13 protein-coding genes are annotated in these 14,028 nt (G+C 65.4%); 2 read left to right on the top strand and 11 right to left on the bottom strand.

Going from position 1 to position 14,028, the window contains the following annotated elements:
- Positions 1-35 precede the first annotated feature (35 nt).
- Positions 36-764 carry an SDR family oxidoreductase gene (locus ACX3PH_RS07695; RefSeq protein WP_459091073.1) on the top strand — a complete coding sequence of 243 codons (729 nt, stop codon included), beginning with the start codon at positions 36-38 and terminating at the stop codon, positions 762-764.
- Here ACX3PH_RS07695 and leuA read toward each other — a convergent pair.
- Both leuA and ACX3PH_RS07685 read right to left on the bottom strand, forming a co-directional pair.
- Positions 761-2,530 carry a 2-isopropylmalate synthase gene (gene leuA, locus ACX3PH_RS07690; RefSeq protein ID WP_459091071.1) on the bottom strand — a complete coding sequence of 590 codons (1,770 nt, stop codon included), beginning with the start codon at positions 2,528-2,530 and terminating at the stop codon, positions 761-763. The genes ACX3PH_RS07695 and leuA overlap by 4 nt on opposite strands.
- A gap of 218 nt (positions 2,531-2,748) precedes the next feature.
- Positions 2,749-4,092, bottom strand: coding sequence for an MFS transporter (locus ACX3PH_RS07685; protein ID WP_459091069.1), 1,344 nt, complete (start codon positions 4,090-4,092; stop codon positions 2,749-2,751).
- A 180-nt stretch (positions 4,093-4,272) separates the two neighbouring features.
- On the opposite strand from ACX3PH_RS07685, the gene ACX3PH_RS07680 reads away from it, so the two are divergent.
- Positions 4,273-4,908, top strand: coding sequence for a hypothetical protein (locus ACX3PH_RS07680; protein WP_459091067.1), 636 nt, complete (start codon positions 4,273-4,275; stop codon positions 4,906-4,908).
- A 34-nt stretch (positions 4,909-4,942) separates the two neighbouring features.
- Here ACX3PH_RS07680 and ACX3PH_RS07675 read toward each other — a convergent pair whose 3' ends face one another.
- The 9 genes from ACX3PH_RS07675 to ACX3PH_RS07635 all read right to left on the bottom strand — a co-directional run bounded on the left by ACX3PH_RS07675 (position 4,943) and on the right by ACX3PH_RS07635 (position 14,009).
- Complete coding sequence (locus ACX3PH_RS07675; RefSeq protein WP_459091065.1) at positions 4,943-6,355, bottom strand: ABC transporter permease; 1,413 nt, start codon at positions 6,353-6,355, stop codon at positions 4,943-4,945.
- The gene (locus tag ACX3PH_RS07670) at positions 6,352-7,113 is read right to left on the bottom strand and encodes an ABC transporter ATP-binding protein (protein ID WP_459091063.1); all 762 of its coding nucleotides are present in this window, start codon (positions 7,111-7,113) and stop codon (positions 6,352-6,354) included. The genes ACX3PH_RS07675 and ACX3PH_RS07670 overlap by 4 nt, the downstream gene beginning before the upstream one ends.
- 153 nt (positions 7,114-7,266) lie before the next feature.
- The gene (locus tag ACX3PH_RS07665) at positions 7,267-7,935 is read right to left on the bottom strand and encodes a response regulator (protein ID WP_459091061.1); all 669 of its coding nucleotides are present in this window, start codon (positions 7,933-7,935) and stop codon (positions 7,267-7,269) included.
- Positions 7,932-9,131, bottom strand: coding sequence for a sensor histidine kinase (locus ACX3PH_RS07660; protein WP_459091059.1), 1,200 nt, complete (start codon positions 9,129-9,131; stop codon positions 7,932-7,934). Before ACX3PH_RS07660 ends, ACX3PH_RS07665 begins: the two co-directional genes overlap by 4 nt.
- 114 nt (positions 9,132-9,245) lie before the next feature.
- Positions 9,246-9,833, bottom strand: coding sequence for an endonuclease domain-containing protein (locus ACX3PH_RS07655; protein ID WP_459091057.1), 588 nt, complete (start codon positions 9,831-9,833; stop codon positions 9,246-9,248).
- Positions 9,834-10,350: 517 nt separating this feature from the next.
- Entirely contained in the window at positions 10,351-11,253 is a 903-nt protein-coding gene (era, locus tag ACX3PH_RS07650; RefSeq protein WP_459091055.1) for a GTPase Era, read from the bottom strand.
- Complete coding sequence (locus ACX3PH_RS07645) at positions 11,250-12,578, bottom strand: hemolysin family protein (protein ID WP_459091460.1); 1,329 nt, start codon at positions 12,576-12,578, stop codon at positions 11,250-11,252. The genes era and ACX3PH_RS07645 overlap by 4 nt, the downstream gene beginning before the upstream one ends.
- A 28-nt stretch (positions 12,579-12,606) precedes the next feature.
- Positions 12,607-13,071 carry an rRNA maturation RNase YbeY gene (gene ybeY / locus ACX3PH_RS07640; RefSeq protein WP_459091053.1) on the bottom strand — a complete coding sequence of 155 codons (465 nt, stop codon included), beginning with the start codon at positions 13,069-13,071 and terminating at the stop codon, positions 12,607-12,609.
- A complete protein-coding gene (locus ACX3PH_RS07635; RefSeq protein ID WP_459091458.1) occupies positions 13,068-14,009 on the bottom strand; it encodes a PhoH family protein in 942 nt (313 codons plus the stop codon). The genes ybeY and ACX3PH_RS07635 overlap by 4 nt, the downstream gene beginning before the upstream one ends.
- Positions 14,010-14,028: the final 19 nt, after the last annotated feature.

Below are 14,028 nucleotides of genomic sequence, written 5' to 3'. Positions count from 1 at the left end.
ACGGCCGAGGCAGCCGGCTGGAGCAGAATATGAGCATGGAACAGAACATCCTCGTCACCGGCGGCACTGGCACCCTGGGTCGGGTGCTTGTCGCCACGCTCCGGTCGAGTGGGCAGCACGTGCGGGTGCTCTCCCGCCGGCCAGGCCAGGACACCGCAGTCGCCGACCTGTCAGCGAACACCGGTCTGGATACCGCTCTCTCGGGAATCTCCACGATCATCCACTGCGCGACGGATGGGCGCAGGGATGTGGAGGCCACTCACAACCTCATCGAAGCGGCCAAACGTGCTGGCGTCACCCACTTCGTCTACATCTCGATCGTCGGGGTCGACCGGCATCCGCTGTTCTACTACCGAACGAAGCTTCGCGCCGAGCGACTGGTCGAGCGCTCCGGGATCCCCTGGACGATCCTGCGGGCCACGCAGTTCCACAACCTGGTGCTCGCAGTGTTCCGAGCGCAGCGCTTCCTGCCGGTGCTTTTCGCTCCGGCGTTCTCGATCCAGCCGATTGCGGTCGATGATGTCGCGAAGCGCCTCGTCGAGCTCGCGCAAGCCGAACCCAGCGGTCGGGCAACGGACATCGGCGGGCCGGAAATCCTCAGCAGCAAGGAACTGGCCGGCATGTTCCGGGCACGAACCGGGAGTCGCCGACCGATAGTTCCGTTGCGGCTCCCCGGCAAGACGTTCGCCGCTTACGCAGCGGGCTATCACCTGACGCCGGAGAACCGCTACGGGACCGTGACGCTCAGCGAATTCCTGAGCTAAACGGCTGCGATCAGTGTCTTGCTTTCCTCCGACTCGCGGAGACGGAGCGCCCGGTTGACAGCCGAGACGATGGCCTTCAGCGACGCCGTTGCGATGTCCGGGTCGATGCCGACCCCCCAGAGGGTCTTCCCGCCGACTCCGAGCTCGACGTACGCTGCGGCGAACGCGTCTCCCCCGGAACCCATGGCGTGCTCCACGTAGTCGAAGAGCTTCACGTCGAGCCCCTGTCCGGCGAGCACCTGCAGGAAAGCATCGACCGGGCCGTTGCCGACCGCTTCGACCGAGATCTCGTCATCCTTGACCCGAAGGTCGGCGTGCAGCTTCACCGAGCCGGACAGATTACTCGAGGTCTGGGTACGCAACAGTTCGTACTGTCCCCACTTGTGGCCGGCATCCGTCGCCGGAAGGTACTCGTCGTTGAAGATCGCCCAGATCTCCTGACTGGTCACCTCTCCGCCATCGACCTCGGTCTTCGCCTGGACGACACCGCTGAACTCGATCTGGAGGCGCCTCGGCAGGTCGAGCGCGTGGTCCGCCTTCAGCAGGTAGGCCACACCGCCCTTCCCTGACTGGGAATTCACGCGGATGACTGCTTCGTAGCTGCGGCCAAGATCTTTCGGGTCGACCGGCAGGTACGGGACGGCCCACGTCAGCTCGTCCACGGACACGCCCTCGGACTCGGCCTGGGCAGCCATGGCTTCGAAGCCCTTCTTGATGGCGTCCTGGTGGGAGCCGCTGAAGGCGGTGTAGACGAGGTCGCCAGCCCACGGGCTGCGCTCGTGCACCTTCAGCTGCGTGCAGTGCTCCGCCGTGCGCTTGATCTCGTCGAGGTCGCTGAAGTCCAGCTGCGGGTCGATGCCCTGGGTGAACAGGTTGATGCCCAGCGCGATCAGGTCGACGTTGCCGGTGCGCTCGCCATTGCCGAACAGGCAGCCCTCGATGCGATCGGCGCCCGCCATGTACCCGAGTTCGGCCGCCGCTACGGCGGTGCCGCGGTCGTTGTGCGGGTGGAGGCTCAGGATGACATTCTCACGGTGGGCGAGGTTGCGCGACATCCATTCGATCGAGTCCGCGTAGACGTTCGGGGTGGCCATTTCGACGGTCGCGGGCAGGTTGATGATGACCTTGCGCTCGGGGGTGGGCTCGAATACTTCGATGACCTGGTTGCAGACGTCGACCGCAAATTCGAGCTCAGTTCCGGTGTAGCTCTCCGGGGAGTATTCGTAGTAGATCTCGGTACCGGGCGCGAGGTGCTCCGACGCCTTGCAGAGCCTGGCTCCCTCGAGCGCGATGTCGATGATGCCCTGCTTGTCAGTGCGGAAGACGACCTCGCGCTGCAGCACGCTGGTCGAGTTGTACAGGTGCACGATGGCACGCTTGGCACCGCGGATCGACTCGTAGGTGCGGGTGATCAGCGCCTCCCGAGCCTGCGTGAGCACCTGGATGGTGACGTCGTCCGGGATCACATCCTCGTCGATGAGGCTGCGGACGAAGTCGAAGTCCGTCTGGCTCGCGGAGGGGAAGCCGACCTCGATCTCCTTGAAGCCCATCTTCACGAGCAGGTCGAACATGATCCGCTTGCGCTCGGGGCTCATCGGGTCGATGAGTGCCTGGTTGCCGTCACGGAGATCGACGGCACACCAGCGCGGCGCCTGGGTGATCCGGTTGCCCGGCCAGATTCGATCCGGCAGGTCGACGTTCAACATCTCGTGGAACGGACGGTACTTGTGAATCGGCATTGCCGATGGCTTTTGCGTGTTTTTCATGGTGTTTCGCTGCTCCTTTGCCGGCCTTGTGGGCCACGTACTGGACCTTTCAGCCCTGGTCTGCTCAGCCAACGACGAACTCCGCGACGAGTGAGGCCTGGGTTAGGACTCGTCGCGGCAGCTAAGGAGGAGCAGACCGAACAACACGAATTCAGGTTAGCATCGCGGCCGGGCACCCGGCGACTGCGGCCGGATTGCTACCGAACCGAGACCCGTGACTAGTCTTCAAGTGCCACCCCACGCCGCTCGGGCAGCCAGAACGAGCTGAGCGCCGCCAGGCCGAAGAATGCGGCGAAGACGATGAAAAGCGTGAGCGTTCCGCCGAGGTCTCGGAGGAATGGCACCGCGAGTGGCGCGAGAATCGAGGCCACGCGTCCGACGCCGGCTGCCCACCCCGCTCCCGTCGCGCGCATCCTGGTCGGATACAGCTCAGGCGTCACGGCGTAGAGCGCTCCCCAGGCGCCCAGGTTGAAGAACGACAGCAGCATTCCGGCCGCGATCACCTGGGAGACGTCGCCAGCGAACCCGAACAGCACCGCGGATGCCGCCGAGCCGACGAGGAATGTCGCCAGTGTGCGCCGGCGCCCCCATTTCTCGATCAGCCAGGCCGATACCGCGTAGCCGGGCAGTTGCGCCAGCGTGATGATGAGCGTGTATTCGAAGGAGCGGATCAGGGAGAATCCGGATGCCACCAGGATCGTCGGCAGCCAGATGAATGCGCCGTAGTAGGAGAAGTTGACGCAGAACCACACCAGCCAGAGCGCTGCCGTGCGAGCACGGAGTTTCGCTGAGAGCAGGTCTCGCACTCGTGCCTTTGGTGCGGGGGCGGCATCCGAGACAGGCAGTTCCGCCCTCGCGGGCGCTGGCGGCTGGCCGGCGGAGGTCTCGAACCGTCGCACTGTCGCTTCCGCCTCCGCAAAACGGCCGCGCGCCTCGAGGAAGCGAACCGACTCCGGCAATCCCAACCGCACGATCACCGAATACAGTGCAGGTGCGGCACCGATGAGCAGGGCCCAGCGCCAGCCATCCGCGGACAGCGGCACGACCAGGTAGCCGATGACCGCCGCGGCGGTCCAGCCGACTGCCCAGAACGACTCCAGGATGACGATGATGCGACCGCGGATGCGCGGCGGCGCAAACTCGCTGACCAGCGTCGATGCCACCGGGAGTTCCGCACCGAGCCCCAAGCCGACCACGAATCTCAATGCGATCAAGACCGCGACTGTGCCGGCCAGGGCGGATGCGCCGGTGGCCAGGCCGTAGACCAGCAGCGTGATTGCGAAAACGTGTCGGCGACCGAGCCGGTCGGCCAGCAGCCCGCCGAGCGCCGCTCCGATCGCCATCCCGACGAATCCCGATGACGCGATGAGCGAAAGTTCGAGGCTCGTCGCATTCCACTGGATCGCCAGTTGTGCAAGCACGAACGAGATCAGGCCGACATCCATCGCGTCCAGCGCCCAGCCGAGGCCCGAACCGACGAGAACCTTGCGGTGCTCCCGGGTGAATGGGAGGGCATCCAGTCGCGTTGAACGGGTGGGCCGGGCGGGAGCGTCGATCGCCATGATTCCAATCTCGGGGTCGATTCGGTCGCCTGGGGGTGCGACGACGTTCAGAGGTTACTGCACGGAAAGCGCCTGAAACGAATTGTTTCGCTCAGTCCAACAAACCAGCTGAACCCCAGACGACGAAGTGGTCGAAAAGGTTGGGTGGCGGGGCGCTTGCCCTGCCGCCACAGTTGAACCATGACCAGACTTCTCGTCCGCGGGCTCGTTACCGCTTGTGCCGGTGTCATGATCCTCACCGGGTGCGGGCAGGCGATAAGCGGAGGCGACGGCATCGACATCAATCCCCCGGTGCCACGAGCAGCGATCCCCGCCGCAGGTGAGGTGCTCGGCCAGGGCACGGTTCTACAGCTCGACGGCGGGCCGGTCGAGTTCTGCCTCGGCGCAGTGGCCGAGTCGTATCCCCCGCAATGCTCCGGCCCCGAGCTCATCGGCTGGGACTGGGCATCCGTCGACGGAGAGGAGGCAGCCAGCTCCGTCACCTGGGGAACCTACGCCGTGCAGGGCACCTGGGACGGCGAGCGGATGACCGTGACCCAGCCGCCCATCATGCTCGCGCTGTACGACCCCATGGCCGTGCCCGACCCCCTTCGGGACCCGGCCAACGCCGGAGAGACTCCAGAAGCAGAGCTGATGGCGATCCAGGACGAACTGCACGAGCTTGGGACTGTCGACCTACTGGCATCCGGTGCCCAGAATGGCTACCTCTTCGTCAGCGTCGTCTACGACGACGGCCAGATTCAGGAGTACTACGACGAACTGTACGGCGAGGGCGTGGTGGTCGTGGAGTCGGTGCTGCGCCCGGTCACCGGCTGAGCTCGGCGACCGGACACAGCGACCGGACACAGCGTCAATCGATGGCGAGTGCCAGCACGGGTGAAACGGACGTTGCCCGCCTGGCCGGCACCTGGGCGGCGGCCAGGGTCAACGCGGTGGCGCCGACACCCAGCACCAACACGAGCAGCCACGGTATCGACGGCCACATCAGGCCAGGGCTGCCGTAGATGCCTCCGAGGAGGGATTGGGCACCGGCCCAGCCGTAGCCGATGCCGAGGAGGAGACCGAGGCCGACCGCGGCGATGGTCATCTGCGCACTCTCCGCCACGATCATGCCCCGCACTTGGCGAGCCGAGAAGCCGAGCGCACGCAGCAAACCCAGCTCCCTGGTGCGCTGAAGCACGCTGAGTGAAAGGTTGTTGATCATCCCGAAGGCGGCAATGATCGCCGAGAACCCGATCAGGGCGGAGAAGACACCAACGGTCACGTACAGGATGTCGTCGATCTCGCCGAATTCCTGCGGCTGGTTCTCCTGCGCGGCCAGGATCATGTCGACGTATCCCTGGGACGCCACCGCAAAAGTGGTCACGAGCGTGACGCCGATCACCAGACCGATCGTCGTGCGGGAACTGCGCTCCGGATAGCGGGTCGCGTTCTCCGCGGCCATCCGCGATGCCGGTGAGCGTCCAAGCATCCGCCCGGCAAGTCTCAGCATCGGCGGCATGACGACATGGGCTCCGCTGACGACGCCGCTGAACGACACGATGCCGCCAAGGAATGCGATCAGGAAACCGAACGGCGACACCAGTCCGAGTGCGACACCCAGGGCCAGCAGGGCGAGGCCGCCGAAGAACATCACCCCGGCAAGGGCGTTGCGGACGGGGCGCTTGAGCGTCTCCTCCCTCGACGCCTCCTGCGACGTGCCCGTCGCCTGGATCGGGGTGACCGCCAGCACTCTTCGAGAGCCCACCCAGGACGCCGCCCACGTCGCCAGCACGACGATGACCAGGGGCAACAGGATGGCCGGTTCGACGATCGCGTAGTCGATGTCTGGGATGCTGCCAGCCGCGACTCCCCACCGGACACCGACGGTCGCCAGCAGGAGCCCGAAAGCGCCTCCGGCCAGGGCACCTGTGACCCCGACGAGCAGCCCCTCGCGCGCGACCGACCGTCGCTGCGCCGATGCACTGGAGCCGATCAGCCGCATCAGCGCGATGGTGCGGGTGCGTCCGGCGATGATGGTGGCGAAGGTGTTCGCGGTGACGATCGCCCCGACGTAGACGGCGATGACGATGAACACCCCGGCAACCATCACCAGGGCGAGCTGCACGGCAGCGCGGCTCCCGATGTCATCCGCCGTGACAAGCGAAGTCAGATACGACGTTCCCTGGATCAGCGCGACGCCGAACGCCGCACTGAGGGCCGTGACGATCAGGCTGGACCGGTGCTCAGCGGGCCTGGACACTTTCGATTGAAGCGAGCTCATGCGTGCTGCTCCATTCCCAGCATGTAGCGGCTCACGTCTTCGGCACTCGACCGCTCACGCTCTTCGACGACCTTGCCGTCGGCGAGGAACAGGATGCGATCGGCATAGCTCGCCGCGATCGGGTCGTGGGTCACCATGGCAATGCTCTGCCCGTAGCCCGCGCTTGCTGCCGCCAGCAGCGACAGCACTTCACGACTGGTCCGCGAATCCAGGTTGCCGGTCGGCTCGTCGGCGAAGACCAGGTCTGGCCTGGTGGCCAGGGCGCGAGCGATCGCCACACGCTGCTGCTGTCCACCGGAAAGCTCGTGCGGCCGGTGACTGAGCCGGTCGGCCAGGCCGAGCGAACCGATGAGCTCGTCGATCCATGCCCCCTCAGTGGTGGACGGCCTGCGCCCATCGAGCTCGAACGGAAGGAAGACGTTCCCGCGAATGTCGAGCGTCGGTACCAGGTTGAACGACTGGAAGATGAAGCCGATACGGCGGCGCCTCAGAACGGTCAGCTCGGAGTCGCCGAGGTCGGTGATCTCGGTGTCGCCCAGCCAGGCGCGCCCCGTGGTCGGGGAGTCGAGGCCGGCCATGATGTGCATCAGCGTGGACTTGCCTGAACCGCTCGGGCCCATGATGGCGGTGAACTCTCCCTGGCGGATGCCGATGGACACGTCATCGAGGGCTGTGACCAATGATGACCCGTCGCCGTACGACTTGGTCAGGTGGGATACGCGGGCGACGAGGCCCGCTTCTGCGTGATTGAAGGACATGGCTCAACGCTATTTTCGCCAGGCGTCCGAAACATCGGGCGCAGGATGGCTGTCGCTACATCCAGCGGATGACTCCGTGACGCCCCAATAGTGCCCGTTCCGGATAGAAGTGCCTGTTGCGCGGGGCACTTCTATCCGGAACGGGCACTATTGCTACGCGGTGAGGCTGTGCTCGAACGCGAAGACCACCAGTTGCACGCGATCGCGCAGCCCGAGCTTGCCGAGGATGCGGCTGATGTGGGTCTTGACGGTCGCCTCGCTGAGGAACTCGCCCTTCGCAATCTCCGCATTGCTGAGCCCACGGGCGGCCAGAAGGAAGATGTCGCGTTCCCTCGAGGTGAGGCTGCGGAATGCTTCCGGCTCGACCGGCTTCGCGGATCGGCCGTCGAAGTGTTCGAAGAGTTCACGGGTGGCGGAGGCGGCAATGACCGCGTTCCCGGCGTGAACGGTGCGGATGGCCGCCAGCAAGAACTCCGGATCGGCGTCCTTGAGCACGAACCCGCTGGCACCGCCACGGATGGCGCGCGTCGCCGCCTCGTCGAGGTCGAACGTGGTGAGCACGATGATCCGCGGGACTTTTCCCTCCCGCTCCGCTGCTGCGGCCAGGATGGCGCGAGTGGACTCGATACCGTCCATGACGGGCATCCGGATGTCCATCAGCACCACATCGGGACGGCTTGCCGCCGCCATGGCGATCCCTTCGACCCCGTTTCCGGCCTCCCCGACGAACTCCAGGTCGGGCTGCGACGCCACGAGCATCCGGATGCCGGCACGGAACAGCGCCTGGTCGTCGACCAGTCCCACTCGGATCGCCCTCGTCACTCGCTCACCTCTCGTGGGATGCCCGCTGACACGACGAACAACCCTTGACGGGGTTCAGCTGTCAGCCAGCCGCCGACGAGCGCTGCCCGCTCCCGCATGCCGACGAGGCCGTGGCCGGCGGTTGCCGCCGGCGCGGGCGTGGGATTGAGTGCATTGATCACGGTGAGTTCCACGCCGTCCGGGTTCCACTCGAACCGCAATTGCACCTCATCCTCCGCCAGGCCGTGGCGGAGTGCATTGGTCAGCGCCTCCTGCACGATGCGGTAGATCGCGAGTTGTTGGCTGGTACCGAGAGACATCGGTGTGCCGGTTTCCGACCGGGCGATGGTCAGCCCGGATGAGCGCAGCTGTTCGATGAGGCGGTCGAGGTCATCCAGCGCAGGCTGGGGCGACTCCCCCTGGCTGTGGCGAAGCTGGCTGAGGAGCACCCGCACATCCGAGAGGGCCTCTCTCGCGGTGGTCGAGATCGTGGTCAGTGCGGCGACGGTGGCGCCAGGGTCTTTCGCCTGGGCATACCGGGCGCCATCCGCCTGCGCAATCACGACCGCGAGCGAGTGGGCGACGACATCGTGCATGTCGCGCGCGATGCGGTTGCGCTCCTGTTCGACGATGACGTCCTGCCGAGCGCGGGCCTCCTCCTCCTCAGCCAGCTGCTGAGCTATGCGGCTCTCACGCGCCGTTCGGCGGGTCCTGGACAGCAGCCCGAGGGTCCAGCTGAGTCCGAAAGTGGCGAGCAACGCGCCGAACAGGAAGACCGTGTACAGCAGGAATTGCGGGATGGCGTTCGGAGAATCAAGCCGCACATCCACGAGGAAGGATCCGAACAGCGGGTACAGGGCCAGGTAACCTGTCGCAATGACGGCCCCGGCGCCCGCCGAGATCAGGCCGGCCCACTTCGTACGCGACGGTCCGTACGCCGCGGTCGCATAGAGCACGGGCAGTATCGCCAGGTTCGACGGGTCAGGTTCGAGGCGGAAAGTGAGCTGGGTAACCGCCCCCAGCCAGGCGACGGACAGGGCGAGCGACGGGCTGAGCCTGCGGAGCGCGAGAGCCGCCGCCATGAGCAGCACTACGGGAACCATGGGCGCTTCCCGGATGGTGATCGAAACCCGCAGGAGCAGGCACGCGACTGCCAGCACCACGTCGAACGTCAGCTGACCGGGGGTCAGGCGGCGGAACTCGAGAAGCGAACGCATCCCTCAACGCTAGGGCCTGCCGCAGTCCGGCCGGGCCTAGCGAGGCCAAGATCATCCTGGGGATGTACTCCCACCCTCTCAATTCCGTCGAGACCGCACTTTCGGCCCTAACCGCTAGCGTTTTCGAGCCAGAACTGCGGTCTCGGGGTTCCACCCACCGTGGATGAGAGCGGTTCGGACCCGGTTGAGGACCATCGCCGGGCGATACCGCAGTTGACCCTTGAGGACGCGGATGATCCGCCAGCCCTCTTCGATGATCTCGTAAATTCGGTCGGAGTCCGTTTCGTACTGCTGGTCGTCCGTCCGGTGCTGTTGCCCGTCGTACTCCACGATGGTTCGAAACTCCGAATACACCATGTCGCCAATGCCGATCTGCGCTCCGAACCGGTTGATGATGGGAACGTTGATTTCCGGCTCCGGTAGCCCGGCGTGCACCAGGAGCAGCCGAAGTTCCGTTTCCTTCGGAGAGTCGACACGGGGCCGGATCAGCTCGAGAGCCTCGCGCAGCTTCCGGACCCCTCGACGGCTTGCGAACGCCCTGACTGCCGATCGCAATTCCTGAATCGTGCACAGGGGGTCGCTCCGCGCTAGGAGCCGATCGCCCGCAATGACCAGTTCTTGCACTGTCAGCACTGTCGACAACTCGCACCAGGTGTCGAGCACGGATGTCACACGCAAGTCGTGTACCGTCACAACGCGCACGAGCTCAGTCTGGACAGTGTGACCGACCACGCCGCGCATTCGAGGCTCCTGTTCGGAATCGAACGCTGACACGTGAATTGGACGGCCCGAAACGAACCGCCACGGCAATGGAATCGAGTGGATTGCAGCCGCCGTCTGATGACTGAAGAAGTGATGGGGTGGCATCCGCGCTGCGTAATGTCTGAACGCGCCCAGAACTGTGGTCGCTTGGGAGCTGGCTCGCACTCCACGGAACGGTGTCGTCAGGTCCTTGCCGCGCATTCGCGACCTGGACAGCCCGACCGCTGCGCCGTCCGCAACCGTGAACGACTCGTCAGGCAGTCCGGGTGGGATCGGGACGCGTCTGGGCACCGCCCGATACTCCCATCGCGCGCTGCCGCTCCTCCCAATCTATCCACACCCATCGCCGAGACCGCAGTTCGGGCCCAAAACCACACGCGCAACGGGCCGAAAGTGCGGTCTCGCGGAAATAGTGGGGTCGTCGAGAGGGCGGGAGGGCGAAGCTCGAGGGCGGGGCCTAGAAGCCGAGGCGACCGAGCTGCTTGGAGTCCCGCTGCCAGTCCTTCGCGACCTTGACCCGCAGCGACAGGAACACCTGCTTGCCGACGAGCGGTTCGATCTGCGCTCGCGCACGCGCACCGACCTCCGCCAGCCGCTTGCCCTGGTGCCCGATGATGATGCCCTTCTGACTGTCACGCTCCACGAACAGGTTCGCGAAGATCTCGATGAGGTCTTTGTCGTCCCGCTCGATCATGTCGTCGATGGTGATCGCGATCGAGTGCGGCAGTTCATCTTCGACTCCCTCCAGCACGGCTTCCCGGATGAGCTCGGCCACCCTGGATTCCAGCGCCTCCTCGGTCACGGTGTCGGCCGGGTACAGGGCCGCCGACTCCGGCAGCAGCTTGATCAGCTCACTCGCCAGGATGTCCAACTGGATGCTGGTGAGCGCAGAGACGGGGATGATCGCCTCCCAGTCGCGCAGTTCCGAAACCTCCTGCAGCTGCTCGGCAACGGCCGGCCGTGACGTTGCATCGATCTTGGTGACGATGGCGACCTTCTTGGCGCGCGGGAACGCGTCCAGCTGCTCGTTGATGTAGCGGTCCCCCGGGCCGATCTTCTCGTTCGCGGGCACGCAGAAACCGATGACATCGACCTCGCCGAGGGTGTCTTGCACGATCGAGTTCAGCCGTTCGCCGAGAAGGGTGCGCGGTCGGTGCATGCCGGGAGTGTCGACCAGAATGAGCTGGCCGTCACTCTGGTGCACGATGCCGCGGATGGCACGCCGCGTCGTCTGCGGCTTGCTGCTGGTGATCGCCACCTTCTCACCGACGAGTGCGTTCGTGAGTGTCGACTTCCCCACGTTGGGGCGGCCGACGAACGAGACGAAGCCGGCACGATACGGCGAATCGGAGGGCGTCATCGGTCTTGGGCCTTTCGGTTGGGGGTTGCTTCGGCGCGTTCGTTGCGACGCTCGACCAGCGGTTCGGCGTCAATCAGTGACTGGTCGCGCTCCACGAGCACCGTGCTGAGCCGCTTGCGCCTGCCCTCGGTGCGGTCGGCGGTCAGCACCAGTCCGGAGACGGATGCCGTGGAGCCCGCCTGAGGGAGGCGCCCCAGCTGCTTGGTCAGCAGACCGCCGACCGAGTCGACGTCGTCGTCGTCGAGGTCGAGACCGAAGAGTTCCCCCAGCTCGTCGACCGGCAGTCGGGCGGACACCCGGAAGCGACCGTCCCCGAGATCCTTGACCTCCTCGACGGCGTGGTCGTACTCGTCGGCGATGTCGCCCACCAGCTCTTCGATGAGGTCTTCCAGCGTCACCAGGCCGGCGATTCCGCCATACTCGTCTACCACCATGGCGAGATGGTTCGACTCCAGCTGCATCTGGCGCAGCAGGTCGTCGGCTTTCATGGATTCGGGCACGAACATGCCGGGGCGCGCGAGTTCGCCCACGGTGATGGCCGCCGCGTCGATCGGCTGCTCGAAGGTGAGCCGGGCGACGTCACGCAGGTATGCGATACCGAGCACCTCGTCGATGTCATCGCCGATCACCGGCATCCGCGAGACACCCTTGCTGAGGAACAGCCCCATGGCCGCCCCGATGTCGTCGGTGGCGTCGATGGTCACCATGTCGATGCGCGGGATCATCACTTCGCGAACCACCGTGTCGCTGAACTCGAAGATCGAGTGGATGAGCTCGCGGTCCTCTTCTTCGAGAACGTCGGCCTCGGTGGCCTCGTCGACCATGCTGAGCAGTTGCTGCTCGGACGAGAACGTCACCGTCTTGGGGCGGCCGGGGGTCACCCGGTTCCCGATAGCGACCAGGGCCGCCGCGACAGGGCCGAGGAAGACGCGGATGCCCCGCACCAACCAGCCGAAGGTGCCGATGATGACGCGCGCGTTCTCACGGCCGACACTCCTCGGGCTGGACCCGACGAGCACGAACGAGGTGACGATCATGATGAACGCGGAGCACAGGAGGGTGAGCCACCATTGGTCGAAGATTGAGGCGAAGGTCAGGGTGACGAGTACGGCGGCCGCGGTCTCGGCGACGACACGAACGAAATTGACGGCGTTGACGTGCGCTCCGACGTCGGTCGCGATGGCGGTCAGCGACTTGGCTGACCGCGACTTGCCGGCCAACTCCAGCAGGTCGATGCGGGAGAGTACCGTCAGCGCGGCATCGGCTGCCGCCATGAGCCCGCCGAAAGCGACGAGCAGCACCGCGATGCTGATGAAGACGGCGATCACGGCCGGGGCTCCGGACGTCGGGGCATCAGTTGTTCCGGCGTTCGTCCATGGTGAAGCCAATGAGGATGTCGCGCTGCAGCCCGAACATCTCCTTCTCCTCCGCAGGCTCAGCATGGTCGAATCCGAGCAGGTGGAGGATGCCGTGAACGGTCAGCATGAGCAACTCATCCAGGGTGCTGTGCCCAGCCGTCTCGGCCTGCGCATCCGCTACCTGCGGGCAGAGCACGACGTCACCCAGCAACCCGGCCGGGCTGATCGCGTCTTCCGTCCCCGGGCGCAGCTCGTCCATCGGGAAGCTGAGCACGTCGGTGGGACCGGGTTCATCCATCCACTGCACGTGCAGTTGCTCCATCGCCGCCTCGTCAACCAGCACGATCGACAGGTCGGCATCCGGATGCACGTGCAGTTGATCGAGCGTGTAGACCGCCAGTCGCTGCAGGGTTGCTTCATCGACGGGTATGACCGACTCGTTGTTGATCTCGATGCTCATCGGCGATTCCCCTGCTTGTTGGCCTGTTGTTCGGCGTCGTACTTCGTGTAGGCGTCAACGATCTGGCCTACCAGGGTGTGGCGCACGACATCCGCACTCGTAAGCCTGGCGAAGTGGATCTCGTCCATTCCGTCGAGCACCCTGGTCACCAATTGCAGACCACTCGTGCCGACCGGGAGGTCAACCTGCGTGACATCGCCGGTGACCACCATCTTGGAGCCGAAACCAAGCCGGGTCAGGAACATCTTCATCTGCTCCGGCGTGGTGTTCTGCGCCTCATCGAGCACGACGAAGGAGTCGTTCAGGGTGCGGCCGCGCATGTACGCCAGCGGGGCCACCTCGATGGTTCCGACAGCGAGCAGCTTGACCACCACCTCCGGGTCCATCATCTCGTTGAGGGCGTCGTACAGGGGACGCAGGTATGGGTCGATCTTGTCGGTGAGGGTTCCGGGCAGGAAGCCGAGCCGTTCGCCCGCCTCCACTGCCGGCCGGGTCAGGATGATGCGGTTGACCTCTTTGCGCTGCAGGGACTGCACTGCCTTCGCCATGGCCAGGTAGGTCTTGCCGGTTCCAGCCGGACCGATGCCGAACACCACCGTGTTCTCGTCGATGGCATCGACATAGTCCTTCTGGCCCAGCGTCTTGGGGCGGATGCTCTTGCCCCTGGTGGTGATAATGGCCTGGCTCAGCGTGCTGGCCGGGTTCGAACCCGCGTCTTCGCTGAGGAGACGAGCGGATTCGGTGACATCGATCGCGGCCAATTCTTCGTCGTTGCGCACCAGTTGAACCAACTCCTCTATCAGGCGTGCAGCCGCCTTGGTGTCCTTGTCTTCACCGTCGATGGTGATGCGATTGCCACGCACCATCACGTCGACCAGCGGGAATTGCTGCTCGATCGTGAGCAACAACCGGTCTTGCGGTCCGAGCAGGCGCACCATGGCGACATCGTCGACGACG

The organism is Homoserinimonas sp. A520 (genome assembly GCF_054489245.1).
Note: the sequence above shows the minus strand (reverse complement) of the source record. Positions and strands in the feature narration are given on the sequence as shown.

Bases quoted from the DNA above. Each gene is read 5' to 3' on its own strand.
- ACX3PH_RS07695 (WP_459091073.1), top strand. From the start codon at position 36: ATGGAACAGAACATCCTCGTCACCGGCGGCACTGGCACCCTGGGTCGG.
- leuA (WP_459091071.1), bottom strand. From the start codon at position 2,530: ATGAAAAACACGCAAAAGCCATCGGCAATGCCGATTCACAAGTACCGT.
- ACX3PH_RS07685 (WP_459091069.1), bottom strand. From the start codon at position 4,092: ATGGCGATCGACGCTCCCGCCCGGCCCACCCGTTCAACGCGACTGGAT.
- ACX3PH_RS07680 (WP_459091067.1), top strand. From the start codon at position 4,273: ATGACCAGACTTCTCGTCCGCGGGCTCGTTACCGCTTGTGCCGGTGTC.
- ACX3PH_RS07675 (WP_459091065.1), bottom strand. From the start codon at position 6,355: ATGAGCTCGCTTCAATCGAAAGTGTCCAGGCCCGCTGAGCACCGGTCC.
- ACX3PH_RS07670 (WP_459091063.1), bottom strand. From the start codon at position 7,113: ATGTCCTTCAATCACGCAGAAGCGGGCCTCGTCGCCCGCGTATCCCAC.
- ACX3PH_RS07660 (WP_459091059.1), bottom strand. From the start codon at position 9,131: ATGCGTTCGCTTCTCGAGTTCCGCCGCCTGACCCCCGGTCAGCTGACG.
- era (WP_459091055.1), bottom strand. From the start codon at position 11,253: ATGACGCCCTCCGATTCGCCGTATCGTGCCGGCTTCGTCTCGTTCGTC.
- ybeY (WP_459091053.1), bottom strand. From the start codon at position 13,071: ATGAGCATCGAGATCAACAACGAGTCGGTCATACCCGTCGATGAAGCA.
- ACX3PH_RS07635 (WP_459091458.1), bottom strand. From the start codon at position 14,009: ATGGTGCGCCTGCTCGGACCGCAAGACCGGTTGTTGCTCACGATCGAG.